Below are 25616 nucleotides of genomic sequence, written 5' to 3' on the forward strand. Positions count from 1 at the left end.
GCGATTGTCAGGGTCTTTGGTTTGGAATGGTCAAAATGAGTTTGGCTCCTCCTTTTGCACTTTCTTCGAACACGGCATGCCCGTCGTGTTTTTCAACAATTAGTTTAACGATGGCAAGACCCAATCCATGGCCCATATTGGTTTTGTTCCTTGATGGGTCGACACTGAAAAACGGCTCAAAGACGGATTCGCGATATTCTTCAGGGATCCCGGGGCCATCGTCTTCAACAATGATCTGGGTAGTGTTTCCGTTTTGTTGGCAAATGAGTTTGACGGTTGATTCCGCATACCGCACTGCATTCGTTAATATGTTTTCTATAGCGCGTTTCAACAAGGGTTTATCAGCCAGAAGTGAGATATCAGGCTCAATAATCACTTCTATTTCACGGTTTTGACGATTGGGCAGTCGCTCAACCAAATGCTGGATAAAGGGCTCAGCAGGAAGGGCTTCTTTCGTTAGTGACTGATCCTGACGCCCAATTTTGGCGAAGTAGAGCAATTCGTTCACAAGTTGCTCCATTTCTTCTGTGTCTTCAACAATGCTGGCGACTTTATCCTTGAGGTCGCGAGACGTGACTTCATCTTTGATGATCTCTGCTTGCCATTGAATGCGGAAAATAGGCGTGCGAAGGTCATGGGCAACGGCTTGGGTCAAGGAGCGATTGCTGGTGATCAACTGAGAAATCTTGTCTGCCATATCATTGAAGCTTTCATTCAACTTGCCGACTTTACTGCCGCTGTTGGTTGGTGCTCGGACGTTTAGGTCGCCTTTGGCAAAGTCTGCGGTCACTCGTTGTAAAACCCGAACCCGTCTGCTTAGAAACCAGATTAGCCAACTCGAATAAATCAGGAATCCGCCACCAATAAACACAAAAAAGAGTGAATCGCTAAACTCGATATTCTGTCTGACTACGTCATCAGTATTTGGCTCAAAATGGTAGTAGTTCGTTGAATCCGGCAGTGTTAGCCAAAGTCCCCGGTCTTCATCGTGAAAGGAATAGGAATGCGGCATATTGCTTCCTGAAAAGTAACGCTTTACTTCTTCGGGTGCATCATTCATTGGCACGAGGTTTAGATTGTTCGCCGTGGATTGCGCGTAGTCAGCAACCAATTGCCTGAGCGCTTCATCATCTTGATGCTCTGACAAAGTCGCCATCAAATCTTGTACTGCTGCTGCTTGCATGTCCTCAAGGACATAGTCGTAATCTGTATTGAGCTGATAAACGAACAAGTCAAACGCGAAAAGGCTGACAATAAAAAGAACAAACAGTCCGATAAAGGATTCGATATAGATACGCCACATAGTTAACCTGGTCTTGTTATTCCTTCCATGCGTCCGGCACAAAGAGATAGCCTTTCCCTCTCACTGTCAGTATCCGATGGGGTGATGAGGGGTTATCTCCCAGTTTTTTTCTAAGACTGACGACCTTGTTATCTACAGTACGATCCAGACCATCATATTCAATGCCACGAACAGCAAGAGTCAGTGTTTCTCTCGACAAAACTTCGTCGGCAGAAGCGGCGAGCAGCCATAAGAGGTCGAACTCACTGTCTGATAGGGCAATGTGCTCACCAGACCATTCACACCATTTTCTTGCGTTGTTGAGAGACAAATTCCCAAACGTTAATACGCTGGCAGGTTCAGGCTTCGACGTTTCCGGCATTTCATTACCTGAACCCTCCCTGCGTAGCAATGCACGTAATCTGGCAAGTAGTACACGGGGTTTAATTGGTTTGGTGACAAAGTCATCAGCCCCAATTTCCAATGCGGCGACATGGTCAAAGTCGTCATCACTTGCCGTGAGCATTAACACCTTACCGGAGAACTGTGGGCGAATCTGTCGGCAAATTGTCAGGCCATCGATATCCGGCAGCATCAGGTCGAGCATAACGATGTTGGGCTGTTCAGAAAGGATTGCACCAATGGCACTTTCACCGTGATCAAACTCCCTTACGTCAAAATCCTGCTCACGGAAGTAGGAAGAAAGAAGCTGTCGAAGCTTGGTGTCATCTTCAACAATAAACAGAAGAGGTTTGGGTGACATTGAAAATCCTCATACCTGAATGTAATACCAATCACAGTAGGTAGCTGATCAGAAATAGCGCAGGAAAAATGCTCGAGAACAAGGCGGAAAATTTCGATAAGTAGTTATTCTACAATCAAATTTTTCAACGCAGTTATCGAACATTTTAACAAGCTAGGATGAGCAGATATTTACTACGATTGGTATAAGTTCTATCAACGGGATAGCACGCTAAAACTGGTTTGTCACCGCTTTAGCGTGAGAGTTGAGGGCTTTGTACGAGAGTGGTTCAAAAAGGATAAAGTTGGCCCGAAGAAGCCAGTGGAAGGTAGGTGCTTCGGAACCCCTTATTCCACTCATGCAACATATAGCCGCCGGGATCTTGTGTAAAACCAACAGGCGCATCACTTCGGTGATCCGTCAAAAAGGAACTCGCTGTTGCGGGGGAGGACAAAACCGTGGCTCCACCTATTGTAGCGACAATGCTGTTATGAAGATGGCCGCAGATAACCCGCACATCACGGGGGGATTTCTCCAGAATCTCTGCCATTTCATCTGCGCCTTCCAGACCAATAGCATCCATAAACTGAATACCGGATGCAAAAGGAGGGTGGTGCATGGCAATCAAGGCGGGTTTATCCGGGTGACGCGTCAATGCATGCTCGAGAAAAGCCAAAGCAGTGGGAGATAAACGACCACCACCTTGACCTGGAATCACGGTATCCAGACCGATGATGTCGAGGTCTGGGAAGTGTTTCACCCAGTTGATTTCATCACTGGTCGCGGGTGTCAGATTCTCAAAGCAGTGATGCATAGAGGAGCGAAGATCGTGATTGCCGGGTATCACGAAATAGGGAATACCCAAACGCCTTATTACAGAATTGAAAGCGTCGTAGCTCTCGACGTCGCCGTGGTCGGTGATATCGCCAGTCACGATGATGGCATCGACGTGTCCAAGCTTCTCTAAATCCTGCTCAATCTTAGTGATGGCATCTTCAAACAAGGTCAGCGTGTCGAGCACGCCGGAGACTTTGTTGGGAGGGCAGACGACGTGTGTGTCTGTCAGCTGTAATATTCGTGTCATAACGCCCTCCTTACTTGATACCTGCACGCAAGAACGCTTGCACAAACTGACGTTGGAAGATCAAGAACGCGATCAGTAGTGGTGCAACCGACATCATTGTCGCAGCAGAAATCACGGAAATATCTACACCGTTTTCCGGCGCACCGAATATTGACAAACCCACGGTGAGTGGTCGGGTATCGTCAGAGTTAGTCACAATCAAGGGCCACAGGAAGTTGTTCCAGTGGGTCGAGACAGAAACCAGTGCGTAAGCGAGATAAGTCGGCTTTGCGAGCGGCACATAGACTTTCATCAAAATACCGAACAGCGAACAACCCTCGACACTGGCTGCTTCATGCAACTCATAAGGCACCGATTTAAAGGACTGGCGCATCAGGAAAATACCGAATGCACTGGCCATATAAGGCATACCAACACCCAGGATAGTGTCGAACAGGCCCAGCTTGGACGTGACTGCGTAGTTTTCGACGATCAATACTTCAGGAAGAATGAACAGTTGCAGCAAGACCAGAATGAAGACGAAGTCTTTACCCGGAAATGACACCTGTGCAAATGCAAAGCCCGCCAGCGTGGTGATGATGAATTGCCCAATCAAAACCACGGTCACCAAACAGAAGGTGTTGATGAAGTACTGAATCCAAGGCGCACCTTCCCAAGCGACGCGGAAGTTATCGAGTGTCCAACCCGAGAGTAGGTTGAAATTTACCGCATCTGATGTGGTGTGGAATGCAGCCCAGAAGGCAAACACTAAGGGTGATATCCAAATGACGGCCAGTAGGAGCGCACCAAAGGTATCGAGATACTTTTCGATAAATTTCATTGATAGTGCGTCCTTTTATCCAGATAAGTGAACTGAATCGCTGCTGCAATCCCTAGTACTATCAGCACCAGCACTGTCATTGCTGCAGCATGCGGCGCATCAAAGAAGGCGAATGCCATTTCCCAGATGTAGTAGAGGATCAGTTTGGACGCGTCGGACGGCCCACCTTTGGTCAGAATGAACAGGTGGTCAATCAGCTTCACCGAGTTAATCATGGCGTTGACCACAATAAACAGGGTGGTGGGCATCAGTAGTGGCAACACAATGCGGCGTGTGTAAGTCCAGCGACTGGTGCCTTCTATATCTGCGGCTTCTTTGTAGTCTGCAGGAATGGTTTGAAGCGCTGCGAGATAGAAGATCATGAAGAAGCCCGCTTCTTTCCAGATGGTGACAATGATCACTGCCCAAAGCGCGGTTTCAGGTCTGCCTAACCAATTGACTGATTCAAAGCCAAATAACGCACCGATTTGGTCGAGTACGCCTAAATCCGGCGTGTAGAAAAACAGCCAAAGGTTTGCAGCGGCAATCATGGGCAGCACGGTGGGCGTGAAATACGCGGTGCGGACAAAACCCTTGGCCGATATTTTTGAGTTAGCCCAAAGCGCCATAATGAGTGCGATAGCGATCGACGCCGGAATGGTAATCGCGGCATAGAAAAGGTTGTTTTCGACGACGATCCAAAAGGTCGGATCGTTAAAAAGATCCGAGTAGTTTTCCAGCCCGGTAAATTCTGAAGGGCGACGACGCGTTCCTTTGGAAAATAGACTTTCCCACAGGGTAGCTACCGAAGGGTAGAACGCGAAAAGCGTAAGTAAAATGGCAGCGGGTGTCAGCAGAAGCCAGCCATACATGTGCTGTCTGCGGCGCTCCATTTCAGCGTAATGATTCATAGTACTGCTCAACTTCCAGAGAGTCCCCCATCTGAGTCAGATGGGGGAGACGTGCTTATTGATAATCGCGCAGGAGACGTTTCGCGGATTTCTGAGCTTCTTCAAGCGCAGCTTCCGGTGTTTTCTGGTCGGTCAGGGCAAACTGAATCGCGTTATTCAAACCTTCACGGACACGCGCGGTTTCGTAAGTGGAGAACTCAGCAACAGCATGCTCAAGTTGGTTACGCGCAACCAATGCAGGTGGGAACGCTGCTGTGTATTCTTGCAGCGCTTCGGTTTCGTATGCGCCTTTCGACACACCCATGTAACCGGTCGCGATTGACCATCTTGCGGCTTGCTCTGGTGAAGTCATGAACTTGATGAGCTTCATGGCTGCGGCTTTTTCTTCGTCAGAGGTGTCTTTAAAGATGTAGAAGTTGCCGCCACCGGTTGGTGAGCCTAAACGGACATTGCCTGGCAGCATAGCAACACCAAAGTCGAACTTAGCGGCCTTTTTGACTGCCGTCAGGTTACCGGTTGAATGCCACATCATTGCCGTATTGCCTTCAAGGAAAGCTTGACGAAGTGTGCCCCATTCAACGGTGCCAGTTGGCATTACACCATGCTCTTGTGAGAGTGATTTCCAGAAATTGAGTGTTTCGATCACGGCCGGATCATCGAAGTAGGTGGTGAGGCCATCGTCAGACATCAGTTTCTTGCCATTCTGAATCGCCAGAGCTTGGAACATCCAGTATGGGTAACCAGTGGAAGGGATCATGATGCCGTAAGTGTCGTCGTTAGTGAGTTTTTTACTCACCTCAACCAACTCATCCCAGGTTGTCGGCGGCTTTTCCGGGTCAAGACCCGCAGCACGGAACATGTCTTTGTTGTAGTAGGCAACAATGGTGGAACGTTGGAACGGAATACCCCAAGTTTTGCCTTCCGCCTGACCGTTTTCCATCAGTGCAGGATAGAAACCAGCCAACCAAGCTTTGTCGGCATCACCTTGCATCAAGTCGTCAAACGGTGAGATCAAATCTTGCTCAATCAAGTCGTACACGTCGATAGAAAACATAACGGCCAACTGTGCAGGCTCGCCAGAGTTCAGTGCGGACAGTGCGCGCACACGGGTGTCATCGTAGTTACCAGAGTAGATAGCGTTAACCTTGATATCTGGGTTTTGCGCTTCAAAGTCATCAACAATGCCGTCAACCACTTTTGTTAGCGCGCCACCCACTGCGATTGGGTAGTACATGTTTAGTTCTGTTGCCGCCATTGCTGATTGCGAAGCGAGAGTAAACGCACCGGCAAAGGCACAACTCATTAACTTTGAGAACTTCATAGTTTCACCATTGGTTACGTATTTAATTTGGGAATCAGCTTTCTGTTTGGCGTTAAGAAAAGCCGTTCCACTCCTTGTTAATTGATTCTTTTTCCATCACCGTCAAAGAAGTGCAGGGCACTGTCCTCAAAGGTTATGTCTACGCTGCTTCCTTCTTGAAGTGATGAATAGCCGTGAAGCTTGACCACCAAGCCCTTGGCTTTGGGATGGTCAAGCAACACATGGGTTTCATCACCCAAATATTCGCTTTCAGAAACGGTACAACTGATTCGGCCTTGGCCTGCCTCTACCAACTCCACGTCTTCGGTACGCAAGCCCACTTTGTGCGCGTGCTCAGTGCCAGGAATAACGTCACCGTCGATCAGTGCCATCGGTGGGGCACCAATAAATTCAGCCGCAAAGGTATTTTGAGGAATGTTGTAGAGCTCCTGCGGCGTGCCTGCCTGCATGATGTGACCGTCTTTCATCAAAATGATCAGGTCAGCCATACTCATGGCTTCCGTTTGGTCGTGGGTGACGTACACCACGGTCATTCCCAGATCTTTCTGGAGCTTTTTGATGTCTTTTCGCACAGAGTGACGCAGCTTGGCATCTAGGTTGGAGAGCGGTTCATCCATTAGACAAAGGGGTTGACCTGCAACAATCGCACGCGCAAGAGCTACACGTTGACGCTGTCCACCGGAAAGTTCGCCCGGCTTACGCTCTTCGTATCCCAGAAGGCCGGTGATCCGCAGTGCGTTCTCAAGTTTCTTTAGGCGCTCATCTTTGGGCACCTTTCGTACCTTCATGCCGAACATGACGTTTTCTGCGACAGAGAGGTGCGGGAAGAGTGCATAAGACTGAAATACCATGGAGAGGTTTCGCGCTGAAGGTGCCATTTCAGTCACGTCGGTGCCTTCAATGTGAATAGACCCCTCATCAGGGATCTCCAAACCGGCTAATAAGCGCAGTGTTGTGGATTTGCCGCAACCAGAGGGACCCAGCAGGGCTACAAATGTGCCTTCTGGGATATCGATAGAAATGTTTTCAACACCAAGTTGTCCGTTCCACCTTTTTGCGATGTTGTCGAACGAAACAAAGGGTTCTGTGTTCATGAAGCGTCGCCTCCCACTAACTTCAAACGATCTCCGACACGGTCACTCAGTGCTGAGAAGTCATCGCCGGGATGTTGGTCCATGATGATCAAATCCACGTCGAAAATACTCCCGCCAATAGCAGGGGCTGTTCGCGTCAACTTAGTACTGTCCATAACTAAAATGGACGTTTTGCAATGGGTGCGAATGGCTTCGCGAACCCTGACTTCAGAGGCATGGAAATCCAACATGCCTCCGTCTTCCGATACGCCAGCTACGCCAAAAATGCCGTACTCGGCGCGATAACTGTTGAAAAACTCAAGCACGCCGTCACCGAGTACATCCCGGTCAGGCATGCGTACCTCTCCACCCGGAATGATGATGCGGTTACTTGGCTCATTACTCAGCACCATGGCGGCATTGAGGTTATTGGTCATCACCGTTAGGCCAGATTTCGAAGTCAATGCTTCGGCCACAATCGCCGGTGTCGAACCAATAGAAATAAACACCGTGGCACCGTCAGGAATGACATCAGCCACTGCTTTAGCAATAGCGCGTTTCTCAGTTGGGTTTGTTGCTGCACGTAAGTCATAAGGTGCATTCAACTGCTCTTCAAAAGACTCCACACCGCCGTGACGACGGCGAAGCAGATTTTCGCTGCACAACTGATTAAGGTCGCGCCGCACGGTTTGAGATGACACTCCCAATATTTCCGTGAGTAATTCGACAGATACATTGCCGCGCGCTTGTGTCAGTTCAATGATCTTTTCGCGTCGAATCTCTGTTTTCGATTTGAGTTTGGTTGCTACCGTCATAACTGCTCACATCTCCACTTTCATTTCAATCTAAGATCATATTTAACAAAAAGCCAACATATAATGAGCATACGAACATAAAAATGTTCATTTGTTGATCAAAAGCGCAATGTTGATTACCTTATTAATAAGCGAATGCTCAAGCGGTATGGGTATAGAGGTGAAACAGAGAAGTGAGAACACGCACGTCGTGCGCTAGGTGATATAAGAATGACAGGAACATCTGTACTAATTAATTTGTTGGGAGGCGTGGCACTGCTGCTGTTTGGTCTTGCGCTGGTCAAAGAGCATGTATTGAAAACCTTCGGTGGACGTATCCGCCGTAGTTTAGGACGGTCGGCGTTTAACCGTTGGCGCGGCTTTGGTGTCGGCCTTGGAGTGACATGCCTGCTACAAAGCAGCACAGCCACGGCGCTATTGGCCAGTTCGCTGGGTAGCCAGGGGCTGGCAACAGCAAGTGGTTTAGCGATTTTACTTGGTGCGGATGTTGGAACCACTCTTGTGGCTAAACTTCTGACATTCGATTTAAGTTGGCTTCAACCTGTGCTGTTATTTGTTGGTTTTATAGTCATATCTTCAGGGAAGAAGGATAAAACCAAGCATATTGGCCGAATTATGATTGGCCTTGGCATTATGTTGCTAGCGTTGAAAATCATCGTTTCTACGTCAGTTCCTATGCGCGATTCTGTGGCAATTCAATCCTTGATGGGAGCGCTTAGCGATGAGCCTTTGTTGGCTGTCATCGTCGGTATGTGTATTGCGTTTTTGGTGCATTCGAGTCTTGCAACCGTTTTGCTCATTGTGGCAATGGCAGGTTCTGGTGTGATTACCCTGCAAGGTGGAATGGCGCTGATTCTAGGGGCAAACCTAGGCGCAGCATTACCAGCGGTGATGAATACGGTTAACGCAACACCAGAGATTCGAAGGGTGCCTCTCGGGAATTTTGGCTTCCGCGCCGTCGGTGTAGTGATTACTCTGCCTCTGCTGGATGTACTGAATTCAACGGCGTTGTTCGCGTCTGATGAGCCCGCGGTAGTACTTGTTAACTTCCACCTTCTTTTCAACGTATTGTTGGCGATGACATTTTTGCCCTTGGTGACGCCTTGTGCACGTTTACTCGAAAAATGGGTACCAGCGAATACTTTGGATAAGGCAGACAACAAACCTCGTTATCTGGATAGAAAAGCATTTCGTACACCTTCAGTGGCATTGTCGAATACTGTGCGTGAGGTGCTGAGAATGGGGGATTTGCTGAGAGGCATGCTTGATGGTGCGTTTGAGGCGTTGAACACCCGCAATTCTGCGCAGTTACAGCATATTAAGCGTTCGGATGATTTGGTCGATGAGTACTACGAGAAGATAAATCTTTATTTAACGGAGCTCAGTCGTCAGGACATTCCTAAGAAGTATCGCCGCCGTTGCTATCGCATTTCGTCTTATACGACCAATCTGGAGCATGCAGGCGATATTCTCGAATACAGCATGACAGAGGTCATCAACAAAATTATCCAACAAAATATTCTCTTGCCTGATTATGAGCGTAAAGCGATTGATGAACTCAAGAACTGTATTTACCGTAATATGGAACTCGCGTTCAGCGTGCTACTCACCGGTGATGTGAACAATGCTCGTGCGTTAATTGAACAGAAGAGCGTGGTAAAAAACATTGAGCGCGAAGCAATTCTTGCTCACCAAAAAGGCCTAAGAGATCAAACAATTACCGTTGTTGCTGGTAGCTCTTTATATTTGGATTTATTGAGAGATTTAATCCGTATCAACTCTCACTTTACGTCTATTGCATACCCTATTTTGGATCAAGCAGGCGAGCTAAGAGCCAGCAGATTGAAAAATACCCAAGCGGAACCGTCAAGCAGAGCGGAACCATCGATTAATAGCAATGAATCTCCAACGTAAGGTTGCTTGAGTTTTCACTAAGGAAGGAAGAATGACCGTTTTCAAGAATACTTACCTCATTATGCGCCATGGACAGAGTGAAGCGAATGTGGCTGATATCGTGGTGAGCGATCCTGCTATCGGTTGCGCCAATTATGGGTTATCTCCGCTCGGTCAAACGCAGGCCAAAGCATCGGCGCAAGCTTTTCGTGACAAGGGGATAGAGATTATCGTCTGTTCCGATTTCAAACGTACCAAGGAAACGGCAGCCATTGTTGCTGAGGAACTCTCCGTGCAACCGGCGGTTGAGGATATCCGACTGCGAGAGCGATTTTTTGGTGAATGGGAAGGGCAATCGTCATCTGCGTATGAAAACGTGTGGGCTAAAGATTTGCAGGACTCAAACCAAAGTTTTAATAACGTTGAAAGCACCGTGAGTGTGCGCGATCGTTCTGTCAGCTTGATTCAAGATTTAGAAAACCAACATGAAGACAAAGCCATCCTGTTGGTTGCTCACGGCGATATCTTACAGATCATGAAATCGGCTTTTCACGACATTGAGCCGGGTCAACACCGCACTTTGCCTCACCATGAAACCGGTGAAATCAAACTACTGGTGTCTAAAGGGGATACCATTCACTTGCCGATCTAATGTTGATAATAACGAAAACTGTTGAAAACTCAGGGTGGTACGTTGTGTTTCTCTGGCGAGAAAGCGTACCACTTTCTGTAGTCATCTCTTCTTTCCTGCCTTCCTTTGATCGCTGACCTTATACTCAAATCATCGTTGTGTTAAAGAAATGTTATGCGTGAGCATTTAGAAACATCGAAGGAGTAAACTCCTCATACAAATACGATCATTTCGAGGGTTTCCCCATGAAGGAAAATGGACAAACAAAATCAATTCAAATCATCGGCGTTCCTGTAGATCTCGGTGCTTCCCGGCGCGGAACAGATGGTGGCGTTTCTGCGGTTCGCATAGCAGGGCTTGGCGAGAAGCTGACAAAGATGGGTTATACAGTGACGGACGAAGTGGACGTTGCCGTTCCCTCTAAGGAGTCTAGACCCAAAGAGACCACAGGCAATATGCGTTTCCGCAGCGAAATTCTGCAGGTGTGTCAGGATCTCGCCGTCGTGACAAAAGAGGCACTGAACAAAGGGAATCTCCCTCTGATCATCGGTGGAGACCATTCCCTTGCAATTGGTTCGATTTCTGGCATCGCTGACTATTTTCAGGAGAAGGGCGGCGAGCTAGGCCTTGTTTGGTTTGATGCTCATGCAGATATGAATATTCCGGGTATTTCACCATCGGGCAATATTCACGGAATGCCGCTGTCCCATCTGCTTGGCTACGGCGACAAGGAATTTACAGGCATTCTCAGCGTCAACCCAAAAATAAAGCCTGAAAATGTGGTGCTGGTGGGTGTACGGGATATTGATGAGAAAGAAAAAGAGCTGATAAAGCAATCGGGCATCAAGGTTTACAGCATGCGAGATATCGATGAACTTGGTATGAGCCGCGTAAGCGACGAGATCCTGGAAATTGTGACCAAAGGAACAGTGGGTTTCCATGTCAGCTTTGACGTGGATGGATGCGACCCCGAAGTGATGCCGGGTTCAGGAACTTTGGTTCCGGGCGGGGTGACATATCGTGAAGCGCATTTGTTGTTAGAAAAGTGCGCGGAAACCGGATTGATGACTTCCATGGATTTGGTGGAATTGAACCCATTTCTAGATAAAGGAAACATCTCCGCCGAACGTGCCGTGTCACTGGTACTCAGCGCGTTTGGGCAAAGCGTACTATAACTCTCCTCTGAAGGCTGCCGTGTTTCCACGGCAGTTCATTCCCTACTTCTTTTTCCTCTCTATAATCGCTCTGTGTAACAAAGGTATTTTTATCTGACTCCCTTGTGAAAGTAAGCTATGTTGATGACTTATCGAAGAAAATTGAGAGGGCAAAGATGGAGCGTAAAAATATCCGAAATGTCGTGTTTGATGTAGGCAATGTAATTGTGCGTTGGTCACCATTGGAAATTGTTAGGCTGACTTTCGGGAACAAAATAGAACACGAATCTATTGCCAGAGAGATTTTTCAAAATGACATCTGGATGGACTTAAACAAAGGCTTGATGACTGAAGATGAGGCCCAAAAACGCTACCAAACCGAAATGGGTTTCTCACCAGATATCACAAATAAGCTCTTTTACTATGTGAAGCAATCTCTTATCCCCCTATTTGGTTCGTATGAGCTCATCCAACGCGTGAAACAGGCTGGCTATGGCGTATACGCTTTGACCGATAATGTGCACGAAATCGTTGCTTTCCTCAAAGAAACCCAAGACTTCTGGCCATTGTTTGACGGGGAAATTGTGTCGGCAGAGGTGGGCTTACTCAAACCTCAACCTGAAATCTATCAGGCGCTTTTGACCCGCTATGATTTGAATGCAGCAGAGACAGTTTTCCTTGATGATATGCCTCATAACGTTAAAGGCGCTCAAGACGTTGGCATCGCAGCGATTCAATTTGAGAATGCAGAACAAGCAAAATCCGAGTTGAAGCAGCTAGGGTTGCTGTTTTAACGCATTCTATTCGGCGGACTTGTGTTGAAAAAGCCAGCGTCATCGCTGGCTCATGAAATGGGTCTAACCTTTCAGCTCCTTTGAAATACTTTTAATACCGTGTTCAGCACAGATATCGTCATATTCTATACCCTCATCATTTTCCCCTGGTGCACCAGCGACACCAATTGCACCGATGACTTGCCCTTTGTAATAGATTGGAATGCCACCACTTAGCGTAATCAATCCTATTTCGTTAAAGACAGCACCGAGCTGAGGCTCGTGTTCATTTTCCGCTTCGATGATGGATGTTGCCTCGCGGCGGGATGCTGCTGTGAGTGCCTTTCGGTAGCTGGTTTCCACAGCATGAGGGAAAGCACCGTCGCTGTTTAGTTGAACTTTCATTTGACCACGTTGATCAACGACCGTGGTTGTCGGTTTAAAACCATCTTTCAAACAGCTGTCATTGGCGGCTTTAGCGGCTTTTAACGCCATGTCCAAAGAGATAGTTGGCTCATTGACGACGTTGGCAAATGAATTTCCCGAGACAAATGCCATGCAGGTAAGAAGGGAGAGCATGGACAGAGTTTGATAGCGTTTTTTCATTGGCAAAATCCCTATACTTGGTGGGATACGTTGAGAACTCCCACGATCACTGGATAACTGAAAGTTAAAACCCAGAACCTCACTACTGTTCAGGTTCCTAGTCATCATGTGCCGGATATGGTGAAAAAAATGTCAAGAGAAAATGGAATGTCGAACATGCCAGATACCTTTAATGTAAGACGCGCCTCGACAGAAGATCTCCCAACACTGGTGAAGTTCACTGCAGAAGAAGCAAGAGAAGCCGAAGGTTCATCCTCAACACCTGAAACGTTGAGAAAAGGCATAGAAGCTGCACTCAATGACACGTCGTTGGCGATGTATTGGGTGATGTTTGATAAAAAAGAAAAAGTTATTGGCAGCGTCTCTGCGATACGTGAATGGAGTGATTGGAATGCTGGCTTTTATTGGTGGATTCAGAGCATGTATTTGCTACCGGAAGCCAGAGGAAAGGGCCTGATGGGTAAGCTTATCGATACTGTTAACGATGAAATGAAGATACAAGGAGGATTGGAGCTTAGGCTATATGTACATGCTGACAACATCGTTGCGAGTAAAGCATATGAAAAAGTTGGATTCGAATATTCTTCCTACCAAATCATGACTCTCCAAAAATAACTTACTGAGTTAGCAACATTGAACAATTTTATCGTATTCACCGGCGGTCCAGGTTCAGGCAAAACGACGGTTATTGAAGCTCTAAGAAGGCAAGGTTACTGCTGTGCGCCAGAAACAGGACGGAAAGTCATTCAAGAGCAGGTAAAACAAAATGGCACTGCATTCCCTTGGCTAGACAAAATTGCCTTTCGAGATGAGATGGTGCGAATGGAACTAGCCAACTTTAATGATTATCGCGATAAGCCAGAGACGGTCTTTTTTGACCGCAGTATTCTGGATTGCTTGGGATATAGCCTTCTTGAAGCACTTCCCACCCCAAAGAAATTGGAAGAGTTGTGCGAAGAATTGACTTATAGAAAGCGAGTTTTCGTCTTCCCGCCTTGGCAAGAAATCTTCGAGAACGACGCAGAACGAAAACAAGATTTTGAAGAAGCGGTAAGAACCTATGAAGTGATGGTCGGTGTTTACGAAAGATCGGGATACAGGCTAATTGAAGTGCCACGACTTACTGTAGAAGAACGAATAGGGTTTATTCTCGGGCATATTCAAATTCGTTAACTGACACTGACAACCCGCAAGTGTTTACCACCGTTGATACATACAGCGCAGCCAAAAGTGTCACACAATACAAAGCAGTTCAGCCGCTGCGTGTATGGATATTTTTTCAGCGGTTTCGCCGCTCCAAATCTGGTTCTGTTTTGGGTGTTATATATATGGATATTCTCTGACAATGATTAAAACTTTAAATATATCTAAACAAGATTTCTTAAGTTATTATGAGTTTTCTGTAAAGAGGCTCTATAACCCTAAAAATAAAGAAAGCTCCGGTTTTCTCAGAAGTATAATTATTGGTTTTTCTTACTGTAACATTTGTAGTGGTTTTTTAATTGCTTAAATTTTCGGCATCATGTGCGTTTGGTTTTTCAATAAGGATGTTATATGAGATATTTTAAAATTTTATCGTTAGTACTGGCGGGTATGACTTTCTCAGGCTGTAGTACGATAAGCTATGAAGAACCAACAGAAGGTCCTTTAGCAAAAGTGCGTTTTTCAACTGACTTTGAGAGTATCGTGCATGTTTCGGGCTATAAGAACTTAAACTGCGAAGGAGAATCTGAATGGATGAGATTACGGAATGGATTTTTATTAAATAGTTCACCTAAAACTCTCAATATTCCTCTTAGCGACGACTTACATGAAAACTCATTTAAAGAATTTTGTTTCAGCTAGTAAGGAACATATCTTTATGTTTAAAAGTACTTACATGGGTGAATTGACCGAGGATTTAGACGGATGGTATGAGTATACCTGTGGAGTACCAGTGAAAATCAAGTTTGATAAGAATGAAATGTATGAGGTTAGCTATCAACATACTGGTCTAACCTGCAGTGCAGAGGTGAGTCGCATATATAATACTCCTGAAGGAGATATTAATAGAGAGTCATTAAAGGTGTTCACTAATAAAGTATATGGGTTCGGTAAGCACTGTAAGGAAGCGTTTGATAGAGAAAAACTGTATTGAAAATTATGATTTTTCGAATCATAAGTCGTTATTAGTGGAACGCCTAGAAAAATGGCGCTTATCATATTTAGCCTAAAATCATGGCTTTCGGTGGTTTTTGGGCAGCCGTTGTCGCAACGTCGCACATCAGCGAAAATAAGGTAACGAATATGCTGTTTGGTCTTTCGATATCAAACTTGGATGTGTTGTTTTTTATATGCATATTTGGTTTTCCTTTGGGTGTGTTTGTACTTTTTATTCGCATCGTTCTATCGAGGTTTGATCTTGTTAAAGTGGACTACAATGCCAGGAGGCTGCTAACTGAGCTGTTAGTTTTAATGGCCTTAGGCAGTGTGCTTGTGGTTCTTCTGTTTTTTGTGGTGTTTGCCTTGTCTCAGTAAATCAAAATATTTGCTATATTGATTCTTCTGAAGGTACTTGCGCATAATAATGCTAGAACGATTTAGTTGATCAAAAATACCGTTCTTTATGCAACCTCATGTGAAATTGGGAGCCAAATGTTCATATTATCCTTAACATACAAAGTGGAATTGTCCGAAGTAGATAAGCATATTGATGCCCATGTTTCATTCCTTGAAAAGTATTACGCATCAGGTAAATTCATTGCTTCTGGCCGCAAAGTGCCGCGTACTGGTGGCGTTATCTTGGTTCATGTAAGCAGTAGAGATGAACTAGACAAAATCATCAAAGAAGACCCGTTTTATATTGAAGGTGCCGCTGATTACGAAGCCATTGAATTTGTTCCGACTATGGCTGCCGAAGAGTTTAGTGCTTTGAAAAATTGCATATAGCAAGGCCTCCATAACGAAACACAACTGCCTGTTTGGTTGAGGCAGCCTGCACAATGGAAACAAAAAGGGCTGGTAAACCAGCCCTCGCTTTATCGCTTAGTCGTCTTCGCGTTCAATCTCGCGAGCGACGTAATCACCATTGATAATCACGCCTTCAACTTCTACATATTCGCCTTCCAGGAAATCGAAGTCTAAGCCGTCATCAAACTCTGTGTTTGCATCAGTAAATATCTTCTGCCCACGAACTTCGAATGACTGCTCCACGTCGTTGGTATTTTCAATGATCCCTTTGCGTTCGAATTCAAACTTGTCCCAGTCGACATCAAAATCAAAGTCATCTTCAAATTCGATTTCTTTGGCGATGGTGCGTTTGGCTTGGTTGACGTATTCCACTTCAACTTCTGCACCAAGACGTAGATCTGCCTTTGAGCCATCATCAAACTTGGTAGAAGGGTCGATATCGAAAATACCTCGATAGTTAAGTTCGAAGCGGCTTTGATCATTCGCTACCCAGGTAATTACACCTTCAGTTTCACCTCGGCCAAGTACACCGCTAAAGCTTTTTAGTTTTAGCGTTTCTGCAGTTAGCTCACCTTCGAATTCGTTGTATGTGCCGAACACTTCTACCCACGCTCCATTTCGAAGCTTACCGTTTTGTAAGAGCTGTGAGTCGAACAGCACAGTCAATGAGTTGCCAACCTTAAACGTATTGTTGTTAACGTTGAGGTTTGAAATACGACCCTCGGCTTCAACCATGCCATCAGCATCGTACTCAAATTGAATAATGCTCAGTACTTTGTAACCCGCGTTGGCGGTTGGCAGTGTGGAAACCATCACCCAATCGCCTTCTAAAATTTTATTCGACAGACGATCAAACTGAAGCTCTACACCATTTACCTTGAAGCTCTTGCCATTGATATCAGTTATTTTGCCAGTGAAGGTCGGATCGAGCTGAACATTCGCACTGGTTGCACGTGATGAGGTTTTCAACGACACCATCATATTTGCCTCAAGCGTTTCATCGCTGAGGTTATGACCAGCATATTCCATTTGCGCTACCTGATACGGACGATTGTTGACGGTAATAGTTGAGCCATTCACGTTCTGGATTTTGCCTTCTACAGCACTTGGTGTTGGAGTAGTGGACGTCTCGCCGCTTTCTCCACCGCTGCCGCCGCACGCTGTTAAAGCCAAAGATAGAAGAGGAAAAAGCGCGTAACGTTTCATTAAGTGAGCCTTGAATAAGTGTGGGTATTTGACGGCGCGGAATGTATCACTGCGTATGTCCGAGGATTTCTGGGGGAATTGTCAGGGTTCTGTCAGCGAGAACTCGATTGATGATTGTTTGTTCATGTCGTTACTTTTTCAGTCAGTGGTTTATAAGAAAACGTTTCAACATGAATAGGTTGTAATGCACTGCTGTATAAAATTTGAGAATGCGATACGCGGCTGAGACGGAGAAATACTCTGACTGAAGGCAGGTTGAATTTTTGGCGGTCTCTTTATAAAAGAAATAATGAGATAGCGTATTTTCGCTGTGTATTAACACACTGCAGAGCTACCAATCATGAAAATTCAGCCATATGAAAATATCGAAGACGCAACCATTGTGGCAGAGACTAAATTGGTAAATGGCGTCTATGTCATGGATCGACGCGATCGTGGAGACCGACGTAAAAAGCGAGGCAAATACCATGGGTATGATCGCCGTGTGAGCGCTGACCGTCGTGGTTCAACAGGCGTTGATGAATTTATCTAGTCCAAAGCGCCTTCCTGCGTTTTAAAAGCGGCGACTTATTCAGGTCGCCGTTTGCTTTTTCCCTATCTAAAAATCCAGCCTCGTTGCCATTCATAATTTGTTACCGCTCGAAATAATTTGGCAAAAACCACTACAAAATCATGGTATTTGCGACGAAAAACATAAGATCCATCTCAAGTTATTGGTCATGTGTATCAATAGTTGGGCGTGCAATTGAGCCAGATCAAAGTCTTGCACACTGGCGGGGTGTTACAAAATTCAGGTACGAAAGAGGTAGGACAAGCCTATCTTCGTGCACCCTACATATTCGAATAACAACCCCAGGAGAATCGCAATGACGAGCGCATTTTTTATCCCAACCGTTAACCTGATGGGCGCAGGTTGCCTTGGAGATGCTGCTGATGCCATTAAGTCTCACGGCTTCAAAAATGGTCTTATCGTGACCGACAAGGTGCTGAATGAAATCGGCGTTGTAGAAAAAGTTGCGGCTCTTCTGGCTGAGCGCGATGTGAAAACTGCCGTGTTTGATGGTACGCAACCAAACCCAACAATTGGCAACGTTGAAGCAGGTCTGGCTATTTTGAAAGAAAATGGCTGTGACTTTGTGATTTCTCTTGGTGGCGGTTCTCCACATGACTGTGCGAAAGGTATTGCGCTGGTGGCAACCAACGGCGGCAACATTAGTGATTACGAAGGTGTCGACCAATCTGCGAAAGCACAGTTGCCACTGATTGCTATCAACACTACTGCGGGTACTGCGTCTGAAATGACTCGTTTCTGCATCATTACCGATGAAGCGCGCCACATTAAAATGGCGATTGTTGATAAGAACACTACGCCGCTGATTTCAGTGAATGACCCTGAGCTGATGCTGGCAAAACCTGCATCACTGACAGCTGCGACCGGTATGGATGCGCTGACTCATGCGGTAGAAGCGTATGTTTCAACTGCAGCATCTCCAATTACTGATGCGGTTGCGATTAAAGCGATTGAGCTTATTCAGGCGAACCTGCGCACCGCTGTGAGCGATGGACAGAACCTGGTTGCCCGCGAGCAAATGGCTTATGCGCAGTTTATGGCGGGCATGGCGTTTAACAACGCATCTCTTGGCTATGTACATGCAATGGCGCATCAGCTAGGTGGTTTTTACGATCTTCCTCACGGGGTATGTAACGCAATTCTGCTGCCACATGTGCAGCGCTACAATGCACAGGTTTGTCCAAGCCGTCTGCGCGATGTTGCCAAGGCGATGGGTGTGAACGTAGATGCTCTGTCACCAGAAGATGGTGCAGAAGCAGCACTGAATGCCATTCAAGAACTGTCAAAAGATGTGGGTATTCCAGCAGGTTTGGAAGTACTGGGTGCGAAAGCAGATGACATTCCAGTATTAGCAGACAATGCCCTGAAAGATGCATGTGGTTTCACCAACCCGAAACAAGCCACTCATGAAGAGATTTGCGAGATTTTCCGCAACGCAATGTAATCTCATCAGCATGACTAAAAGCCGCTTTTCGAAGCGGCTTTTTTGAACCATAAAGCAATGCCTCCCGTAACTTTTTGTTGGTCACAGGAGGATGCCATGAAAACACCACTCACCAAGCTCGAAAAATACTTCGTAATCGACAAGTTGATCATCCATTCCCTAGATCTGTGCTTGTATCAGGCGTCTGTCATTATTGATGGTGAAGAGCACTTTGTGTGTTATGACGACGGTAATTTCCTCCGAACGCATTCGCTGATCGAAATCCAAAAGTGCTGTAAGAACTTAAAAGCGAAAGAAACGGTACTCCGCCAGGAAAGTGCGTATGACGAAATGGTTGGTGCACCAGCCAAAGGCGAAACGAATGCGCTGGAAGTACCTTTGAAGGACTGTGGACTTTACTGACTCCTGTATCAAAACTGCCGCACCGGACGGGAGATCTGACTGATACGCTCAAACATCAGCAGAGGGAGTCCGGCAGATGTTAGATCATGGTGTTCGTAAGTACGTTACCGACAAATTGACCCAAATGGGGTTCGACAGCGACCCCTATGGCGCAGAGCCAACGTTGATTTTCATTCTGGCCGCTGTCGGCATTGCGGGCATCAGCTATCTTCTCGTCCATCGCGTTATCGTTCGTTACGTTAACCTTGCCATCAGTAAAAACAAGCAATCTTGGGCTAACAGCCTGACCAAACATGAAGTATTGGAAAAGCTGGCTGCGCTTGTGCCAGTGATGATCCTTGATGTCTTGGTTCCACCTATTCTGACGCATCATCCATTGCTTGCGACCATGTCAGACCGCTGCCTTGGCATTGCCGTTATCGTGATGTTTATCTGGATGATGTTTGCGCTTCTTGATGCGCTTCATGATATTGCCTACATAAAAGGCATCAGCCGCCGGATGCCGATCAAGAGCTTCGTTCAGCTCATCAAGCTCTTCACTTTCTTTGTCGGCATCGTGATCTGTATTTCTATTCTGGCGAACGAGTCACCCATCATTTTCTTGAGTGGATTAGGTGTAGCGACAGGCTTGGTCATGTTGGTGTTCAAAGACACCATCTTGGGTTTTGTGGCGGGCATTCAGCTTTCCGCCAACCGTATGGTCAGCCTGAATGACTGGATTCAGATGGATGAATATGGTGCCAGCGGCACCGTTGAAGAGATTTCACTCACCACGGTGAAAGTCCGCAACTTTGATAACACTATCAGCATGCTGCCAGCCTACGCGTTGGTACAGAGCGCATTTATCAACTGGCAGGGGATGTCCGACTCAGGCGGTCGTCGTATAAAACGCTCAGTACATATCGACTTAACTTCCATTCGCTTTCTGACTGAAGAAGAAATTGAATCGTTGAAAGAAATACGAATTTTGCGCGAGTTCTTGTTTGAGCGGGTCAAAGAGATCAAAGAATTCAACGAGAGCTTTGAAGATGTCCACCACGCAGCGAACTTGCGTCAAATGACTAACGTTGGAGTATTTCGCGCGTATCTTGCTGTTTACCTTCGCGCGCATAAGGACATTCACAATTACATGACGTGCATGGTGCGCCAATTGGAACCCACCGCGGAAGGTTTGCCGCTTCAGGTTTATGCTTTTGTGAACAACACGGACTGGGTCTTCTATGAAGGCGTGCAGGCAGACATCTTCGACCATATCTACGCCATCATGCCGATGTTTGGTTTACGACCCTTCCAGTCATTTGGTGGCCATGATGCAGTCAATATCGGATTGGGCAGTCAGCAGAATAGTGCCGCGCCGATTGGTGACCAGATAGGACGATAGCTTTCCACTCATATGATCTGCTTTGCCATGGTAAGGTGTTTGATTTGGGAGGGAAGAAATGGAAATTCGACAAATCAGTTGGCAGGAAACCATCGATATTCGCCACAGAGTGCTGTGGCCAGAAAAGCCTCCTGAGTTTTGTAAAGCGGAAGGGGACGATGAAGCGCTTCACCTGGGCGCTTACATCAATAAAGAGCTGGTTTGTGTGGCTTCGCTGTTCTTTGATGGTGATGTGGTGCGCCTGCGAAAATTTGCTTCGTTACCGGCCTATCAAGGTCAAGGTGTCGGGTCTTCGGTACTGAATGCGGCGTTTAAAGAAATGAAGGCACGTGGTGTCTCAGTGTTTTGGTGTGATGCGCGTGAAGCCGCAATGGGTATCTATCGGAAATTTGGGATGAAACCATCCGGTGAACGCTTTTACAAAGGCGATATCCCTTACTTCAAGATGTCGACAAACTTCGCAGATTTTCCCTAACTATGTGCCATGTCCCACGCCTAGAGAATGAGCGTTTGAATCTAATTCCGTACGGTATATTCTTTAATCTCAGCGTTTGAAACATACAAATCTTCAGTCGTTTAGTTGAAGGATAGCCAAATACGATGGGTACATTTTGGGGTAAAGTGAATGACTCTCTCGCCGAAACACTCAATGATTTTTTTGAGTATCGCGGGCGAGTGTGGATTGTGAGCATTCGCGAGAATCAATTGTTGAATGACTCTTTGATTGTTTCCGAAGATTCTTTCCGTGAACCTATGGATTGGATGGTTGACCAAGGCTATCCCGATGATGTCCTCGAAGAACTGGAATACCTAAAGTTGTCTCAATCTATCAGTGTCAAAGTCGGTGATATCGAGCACTGCATTATGCGCGTGAAATAACGCAGCGAAACAACGAAAATCCCTCCAAAACCAAGGTGCAAAGTCGGTGCATTTTCTGCACCGACGATGATCACACCCCTCAAGCATTCGAACCACCGCAAGTACTAATTGCTTTTAAATCAATTATCTAAAAAATTGGCAAGGTGATTGCTAATAAGAGTATGGCGTGCGATTGCAGTACTGCTGCAGACGTTACGTTTACTCCTTGCTGTCGTTGTTGGTTTCTCTGTCCTTTCGATCCTCCGTTGGTTGGACAGGGAAACATTTTTTCCTCTCCCAGAACATTCCAATATTGATGTGTGAACGAAGTGGCTGCTTTGTGAACAGCGATGAACTTTTCATTACTGCAAACAATGAGTTGCGCTTTGTTTTCAAGTGGTCATTCTATGTCCAACATTTCACAATAAAACTTACAAAATGAAATACCTATAGTATTGAGTCTTTATAGGACAGTGTTCATAAATGGATGAACTTACACCCAAATAACCTGAAGATGCCGGATTCAGTTTGTATGGGTCTTCACTGTTTTATCGGGAGACAATATGGCTATTTCTCGCTTCCTTACCAAAATGCATGACTCTTTGACTGGAACCTTAAACAACATGGTGGAGTTTCGTGAAAGGATGTGGATTGTGAATGTCAGGGAGGCTGAAAAGAGTAGTGAGTCATTTGTTATCAGCGAGGACAACTTTCGGGAGCCGATGGAATGGATGATCGATCAGAACTACTCAAGCGAGATGCTCGAACGTCTTGAATCACTCAAGCTGTCAGAGTCGATTCGTTTTACCGTGGGTGGTGCCGAGCATTGTCTATTTCGCGTGAAATAACAGGATGCTCCATTGACTGTTATTCATCAGGTATATCATCACTCTCGCGGCGACTTTTTCGTTAAACTCTTCACCATTGCGCTTCCTATTACGCTCCAGACACTTCTGTTTGCGAGTAAAGGTCTGGTCGACATGTTGATGATGGGTCAACTTGGCGAAACGGACATCGCGGCTGTCGGTGTTGCGAGCAGAGCGCTTTTTGTCGCGACGATATTTATCGGCGGTATTACTGCCGGTGGCGCATTGCTCACCGCCCAATACTGGGGGGCAAAAAACGCAGATGGTGTAAGAGAGAGCGTCGCACTGGCTTGGGTAGCCGCATTCGTATCCGGCTTCATCGTTATTGGAGTCTTTGGCCTGTTACCACAAAACATAATGGGTCTGGCCAGTACCGATGCTGCAGTTATTGCGTTGGGGAGTGATTATCTGATGATCACTGGCTTCAGTATGCTGTCGCTTGCCTATATCAGCAGCTCTGCTGCAGGTTTACGATCTATGCATCAGCCCATGGTCAGCACCTTTTTCAGTGGATTAGGTATTGGGCTGAATATCCTCCTCAACTGGGTGCTAATTTTTGGCTATATGGGCTTTCCATCAATGGGAGTCAAAGGTGCTGCAATCGGGACAGTGCTGGCAAGTCTGATAGAGGCCGCAGCCCTGTTTTTATTCCTGCGTTACAAACAGCATCTTTTATCTTTCAGCTTTAACGATGTCCGCAGTGCATTGAGGCTGGATAAAATCCGGCGCTTTCTCGCTTTGTCACTGCCAACCACGTTTAACTTTCTAGCTTGGGCTGGTGGGTTATTTGCTTACACAGCTATCATGGGAGCGACAGGTTCTGAAGGTTTGGTGGCTTACTCTGTGATGACACCGATTGAGTCAGTCTCCCTGAGTTTGTTGGTGGGCCTCGCAAACGCATCAGCCGTGTTGGTAGGCAATCAGCTAGGGGCGAAAAACTATGATGCTGTTTACTATCAGGCAATGGCATTAGTAGCCGTGGCTATTGTGGTCACCGCGCTGGTATCGCTAATGATGTACTGGCTCAAAACGCCAATCCTGAATTTATTCACAGCGCTCACACCGGAAACCCGTGATTTAACAGAGATCTTCTTTGTCATTCTATGCTTCGGCAACATACTGCGTTCATTACCAACGACCTTGGTGGTAGGTGTTTTACGGGCTGGTGGGGATGTGAAGTTCTGCCTATATCAGGATATGTTGACCCAGTGGTTCTTTGGGATCCCTTTAGCGGCAATTGGAGCAGTGCTACTGGGTTTTCCACCGCAATGGGTGTTCGCCATGTTCTTCCTCGAAACTTTATTTAAGTGGGTGGCCTGTACATATCGATTAAGGTCAAAAAAGTGGATCAAGAACCTCGTGGATCACGAATAATACGCAACAAAAAGTCCGGCTCTCGCTGGGCTTTTTTGTTTCAGAACAGTGCAAACAGTGCACGGTTTTTGAACATTTATCTTTGTGTTGAACGTGTAAAAATAAAATAAACCAATAAAAGCAATAGATTGAAAATTTGGCAAGTCCATTGCTTATAACATCATCAGTAACGCACCAAAGATGTATCGTTCGAAAGCGTTCTGACAATTTGAAAATGGACAACTAGGGTTCCGATGCTGGCAAGCAAAAGCATGACTGGTCCGAGAGTTGTCAACCTCACCTGAATCAGCACTTTGCTGAATACGAGGTCACACGGAGGGACAAAAGCCCGGGAGATTCGCTTGATATCTCTTTGGTGCCGTCGATTCGTGAAAACTCAAGGTAGAGGTAGTTATGAAGTTGTATTCTTCCGTTCTTCGCAAAATTTCCACTCGTCTGGCGCTTGCCGCCACATTATGTCTCACTCTGATCTCAGGCCCAGCGCTCGCTGAAGATAAGCCAACGTTTCGTTTGGCTTGGTCAATCTACGTGGGTTGGGTGCCGTGGGATTACGGCAACAGCGAAGGCATCATCAATAAATGGGCTGACAAATACGGCATCGAAATCGAAGTTGTTCAGGTCAATGACTACATCGAGTCGATCAACCAGTACACCGCAGGTGCGTTCGATGCGACTGTGATGACCAACATGGATGCTCTGACCATTCCTGCGGCGAGCGGTGTTGATTCAACGGCACTTATCGTCGGTGACTTCTCAAATGGTAACGACGGCATCGTGCTGAAAGATGCCGCTGAACTGGCAGATATCAAAGGCCAACGCGTCAACTTGGTGGAACTGAGTGTTTCTCACTATCTGTTGGCACGAGCCCTTGAAAGTGTGGGTATGACTGAACGTGACGTAACAGTGGTAAACACCGCTGATGCGGACTTGGTATCGGCGTTTGCGACGAAAGACGTGACCTCCGTAACCACGTGGAATCCGCTGCTGGCAGAGATTGTTTCTATGCCAAAGGCATCAAAAGTCTTCGACTCTTCTCAAATCCCCGGTGAAATCATCGACCTTCTGGTGGTAAACAGCGACACCCTGGCGCAAAACCCTGAACTGGGTAAAGCCCTGACGGGTGCTTGGTATGAAATCATGAGCCAGATGCAGATGGACGACGAAGTTGGCACCAAAGCGCTGGAGTTCATGGCAGCATCTTCTGGTACTGATTTGGCAGGTTACAAAGCTCAGCTGGATTCAACCAAAATGTTCTACCAGCCTGCGGATGCAGTGACCTTCACTGAATCTGAAACATTAAAAGACACCATGGGCAAAGTGGCTGAGTTCTCATTCAAGCATGGTTTGCTGGGTGAGGGTGCACCGGATGCGGGCTTCATCGGCATCGAAACCCCTGCGGGTGTGTTTGGTGACAGCAGCAACGTTCTGCTTCGATTCAACCCAACCTTCATGGCAATGGCTGCGAAAGGCGAGCTGTAAGG

At 46.5% G+C, this 25616-nt stretch carries 29 protein-coding genes and 1 riboswitch; of the genes, 19 read left to right on the forward strand and 10 right to left on the reverse strand.

Annotated elements, in window-relative coordinates; translation table 11 throughout:
- Positions 1-7: 7 nt before the first annotated feature.
- The 8 genes from GCE9029_RS14050 to GCE9029_RS14085 form a co-directional block, all read right to left on the reverse strand.
- The gene (locus tag GCE9029_RS14050) at positions 8-1303 is read right to left on the reverse strand and encodes an ATP-binding protein (protein WP_062663971.1); all 1296 of its coding nucleotides are present in this window, start codon (positions 1301-1303) and stop codon (positions 8-10) included.
- 16 nt (positions 1304-1319) lie between these two features.
- Positions 1320-2045: a response regulator gene (locus GCE9029_RS14055; RefSeq protein ID WP_062663973.1), complete on the reverse strand. Its 726-nt coding sequence runs from the start codon at positions 2043-2045 to the stop codon at positions 1320-1322.
- A 268-nt stretch (positions 2046-2313) separates the two neighbouring features.
- Complete coding sequence (locus tag GCE9029_RS14060) at positions 2314-3108, reverse strand: phosphodiesterase (protein ID WP_062663975.1); 795 nt, start codon at positions 3106-3108, stop codon at positions 2314-2316.
- 10 nt (positions 3109-3118) lie between these two features.
- Complete coding sequence (locus GCE9029_RS14065) at positions 3119-3928, reverse strand: carbohydrate ABC transporter permease (RefSeq protein WP_062663977.1); 810 nt, start codon at positions 3926-3928, stop codon at positions 3119-3121.
- Positions 3925-4818: a carbohydrate ABC transporter permease gene (locus GCE9029_RS14070; protein WP_002538861.1), complete on the reverse strand. Its 894-nt coding sequence runs from the start codon at positions 4816-4818 to the stop codon at positions 3925-3927. The genes GCE9029_RS14065 and GCE9029_RS14070 overlap by 4 nt, the downstream gene beginning before the upstream one ends.
- Before the next feature lie 55 nt (positions 4819-4873).
- Positions 4874-6139, reverse strand: a complete 1266-nt coding sequence (locus GCE9029_RS14075; protein ID WP_062663979.1) for an ABC transporter substrate-binding protein — start codon at positions 6137-6139, stop codon at positions 4874-4876.
- A gap of 77 nt (positions 6140-6216) precedes the next feature.
- On the reverse strand, positions 6217-7233 hold the full coding sequence (locus GCE9029_RS14080) for an ABC transporter ATP-binding protein (RefSeq protein WP_062663981.1): 1017 nt from the start codon (positions 7231-7233) through the stop codon (positions 6217-6219).
- Positions 7230-8027 (reverse strand): DeoR/GlpR family DNA-binding transcription regulator, encoded by a 798-nt coding sequence (locus GCE9029_RS14085; RefSeq protein ID WP_062663984.1) that lies wholly within the window; start codon positions 8025-8027, stop codon positions 7230-7232. Before GCE9029_RS14085 ends, GCE9029_RS14080 begins: the two co-directional genes overlap by 4 nt.
- Before the next feature lie 210 nt (positions 8028-8237).
- Between GCE9029_RS14085 and GCE9029_RS14090 the strand changes: the two genes are divergently transcribed.
- The 4 genes from GCE9029_RS14090 (at position 8238) to GCE9029_RS14105 (ending at position 12499) form a co-directional block, all read left to right on the forward strand.
- Complete coding sequence (locus GCE9029_RS14090; RefSeq protein WP_062663987.1) at positions 8238-9941, forward strand: Na/Pi cotransporter family protein; 1704 nt, start codon at positions 8238-8240, stop codon at positions 9939-9941.
- A 31-nt stretch (positions 9942-9972) separates the two neighbouring features.
- A complete protein-coding gene (locus tag GCE9029_RS14095) occupies positions 9973-10572 on the forward strand; it encodes a histidine phosphatase family protein (protein WP_062663989.1) in 600 nt (199 codons plus the stop codon).
- Positions 10573-10796: 224 nt separating this feature from the next.
- The gene (gene rocF / locus GCE9029_RS14100; RefSeq protein ID WP_062663991.1) at positions 10797-11726 is read left to right on the forward strand and encodes an arginase; all 930 of its coding nucleotides are present in this window, start codon (positions 10797-10799) and stop codon (positions 11724-11726) included.
- A gap of 155 nt (positions 11727-11881) precedes the next feature.
- A complete protein-coding gene (locus GCE9029_RS14105) occupies positions 11882-12499 on the forward strand; it encodes an HAD family hydrolase (RefSeq protein ID WP_062663993.1) in 618 nt (205 codons plus the stop codon).
- 63 nt (positions 12500-12562) lie between these two features.
- Here the strand turns inward: GCE9029_RS14105 and GCE9029_RS14110 are convergent, their stop codons facing one another.
- A complete protein-coding gene (locus GCE9029_RS14110; protein ID WP_062663995.1) occupies positions 12563-13084 on the reverse strand; it encodes a GlcG/HbpS family heme-binding protein in 522 nt (173 codons plus the stop codon).
- Between the two features lie 156 nt (positions 13085-13240).
- On the opposite strand from GCE9029_RS14110, the gene GCE9029_RS14115 reads away from it, so the two are divergent.
- The 6 genes from GCE9029_RS14115 to GCE9029_RS14135 all read left to right on the forward strand — a co-directional run bounded on the left by GCE9029_RS14115 (position 13241) and on the right by GCE9029_RS14135 (position 16012).
- Positions 13241-13699, forward strand: a complete 459-nt coding sequence (locus GCE9029_RS14115) for a GNAT family N-acetyltransferase (protein WP_062663997.1) — start codon at positions 13241-13243, stop codon at positions 13697-13699.
- Positions 13700-13717: 18 nt separating this feature from the next.
- Positions 13718-14257 (forward strand): AAA family ATPase, encoded by a 540-nt coding sequence (locus tag GCE9029_RS14120; RefSeq protein WP_062663999.1) that lies wholly within the window; start codon positions 13718-13720, stop codon positions 14255-14257.
- A 381-nt stretch (positions 14258-14638) separates the two neighbouring features.
- Positions 14639-14929, forward strand: coding sequence for a hypothetical protein (locus GCE9029_RS26345; RefSeq protein ID WP_157487815.1), 291 nt, complete (start codon positions 14639-14641; stop codon positions 14927-14929).
- A gap of 16 nt (positions 14930-14945) precedes the next feature.
- The gene (locus GCE9029_RS14125) at positions 14946-15221 is read left to right on the forward strand and encodes a hypothetical protein (protein WP_062664001.1); all 276 of its coding nucleotides are present in this window, start codon (positions 14946-14948) and stop codon (positions 15219-15221) included.
- Between the two features lie 80 nt (positions 15222-15301).
- Positions 15302-15601 (forward strand): hypothetical protein, encoded by a 300-nt coding sequence (locus GCE9029_RS14130; protein WP_062664003.1) that lies wholly within the window; start codon positions 15302-15304, stop codon positions 15599-15601.
- A gap of 117 nt (positions 15602-15718) precedes the next feature.
- The gene (locus tag GCE9029_RS14135; protein ID WP_062664005.1) at positions 15719-16012 is read left to right on the forward strand and encodes a YciI family protein; all 294 of its coding nucleotides are present in this window, start codon (positions 15719-15721) and stop codon (positions 16010-16012) included.
- A gap of 96 nt (positions 16013-16108) precedes the next feature.
- Here the strand turns inward: GCE9029_RS14135 and GCE9029_RS14140 are convergent, their stop codons facing one another.
- Entirely contained in the window at positions 16109-17239 is a 1131-nt protein-coding gene (locus GCE9029_RS14140) for a DUF5666 domain-containing protein (RefSeq protein WP_062664007.1), read from the reverse strand.
- Between the two features lie 340 nt (positions 17240-17579).
- Here GCE9029_RS14140 and GCE9029_RS14145 point away from each other — a divergent pair, with 340 nt between their 5' ends.
- The 9 genes from GCE9029_RS14145 to GCE9029_RS14185 all read left to right on the forward strand — a co-directional run bounded on the left by GCE9029_RS14145 (position 17580) and on the right by GCE9029_RS14185 (position 25614).
- Positions 17580-17771, forward strand: a complete 192-nt coding sequence (locus GCE9029_RS14145; RefSeq protein ID WP_062664009.1) for a hypothetical protein — start codon at positions 17580-17582, stop codon at positions 17769-17771.
- Positions 17772-18105: 334 nt separating this feature from the next.
- On the forward strand, positions 18106-19254 hold the full coding sequence (yiaY, locus tag GCE9029_RS14150) for an L-threonine dehydrogenase (protein WP_062664012.1): 1149 nt from the start codon (positions 18106-18108) through the stop codon (positions 19252-19254).
- A 96-nt stretch (positions 19255-19350) separates the two neighbouring features.
- On the forward strand, positions 19351-19656 hold the full coding sequence (locus GCE9029_RS14155) for a DUF6482 family protein (RefSeq protein WP_046307129.1): 306 nt from the start codon (positions 19351-19353) through the stop codon (positions 19654-19656).
- Positions 19657-19732: 76 nt separating this feature from the next.
- Positions 19733-21037: a mechanosensitive ion channel family protein gene (locus GCE9029_RS14160; protein WP_062664014.1), complete on the forward strand. Its 1305-nt coding sequence runs from the start codon at positions 19733-19735 to the stop codon at positions 21035-21037.
- A 58-nt stretch (positions 21038-21095) separates the two neighbouring features.
- Positions 21096-21512, forward strand: a complete 417-nt coding sequence (locus GCE9029_RS14165; protein WP_062664016.1) for a GNAT family N-acetyltransferase — start codon at positions 21096-21098, stop codon at positions 21510-21512.
- A 125-nt stretch (positions 21513-21637) separates the two neighbouring features.
- On the forward strand, positions 21638-21916 hold the full coding sequence (locus GCE9029_RS14170; RefSeq protein ID WP_062664018.1) for a hypothetical protein: 279 nt from the start codon (positions 21638-21640) through the stop codon (positions 21914-21916).
- 542 nt (positions 21917-22458) lie between these two features.
- Positions 22459-22743 carry a hypothetical protein gene (locus tag GCE9029_RS14175; RefSeq protein ID WP_062664020.1) on the forward strand — a complete coding sequence of 95 codons (285 nt, stop codon included), beginning with the start codon at positions 22459-22461 and terminating at the stop codon, positions 22741-22743.
- A gap of 12 nt (positions 22744-22755) precedes the next feature.
- Positions 22756-24135: an MATE family efflux transporter gene (locus tag GCE9029_RS14180; protein ID WP_062664022.1), complete on the forward strand. Its 1380-nt coding sequence runs from the start codon at positions 22756-22758 to the stop codon at positions 24133-24135.
- Positions 24136-24346: 211 nt separating this feature from the next.
- Positions 24347-24472: riboswitch (guanidine-I (ykkC/yxkD leader) on the forward strand.
- A 56-nt stretch (positions 24473-24528) separates the two neighbouring features.
- The gene (locus GCE9029_RS14185; protein WP_062664025.1) at positions 24529-25614 is read left to right on the forward strand and encodes a putative urea ABC transporter substrate-binding protein; all 1086 of its coding nucleotides are present in this window, start codon (positions 24529-24531) and stop codon (positions 25612-25614) included.
- Positions 25615-25616: the final 2 nt, after the last annotated feature.

The sequence above is a fragment of the Grimontia celer genome, assembly GCF_900055185.1.
In the GTDB taxonomy this organism is placed as follows: Bacteria; Pseudomonadota; Gammaproteobacteria; order Enterobacterales; family Vibrionaceae; genus Enterovibrio; species Enterovibrio celer.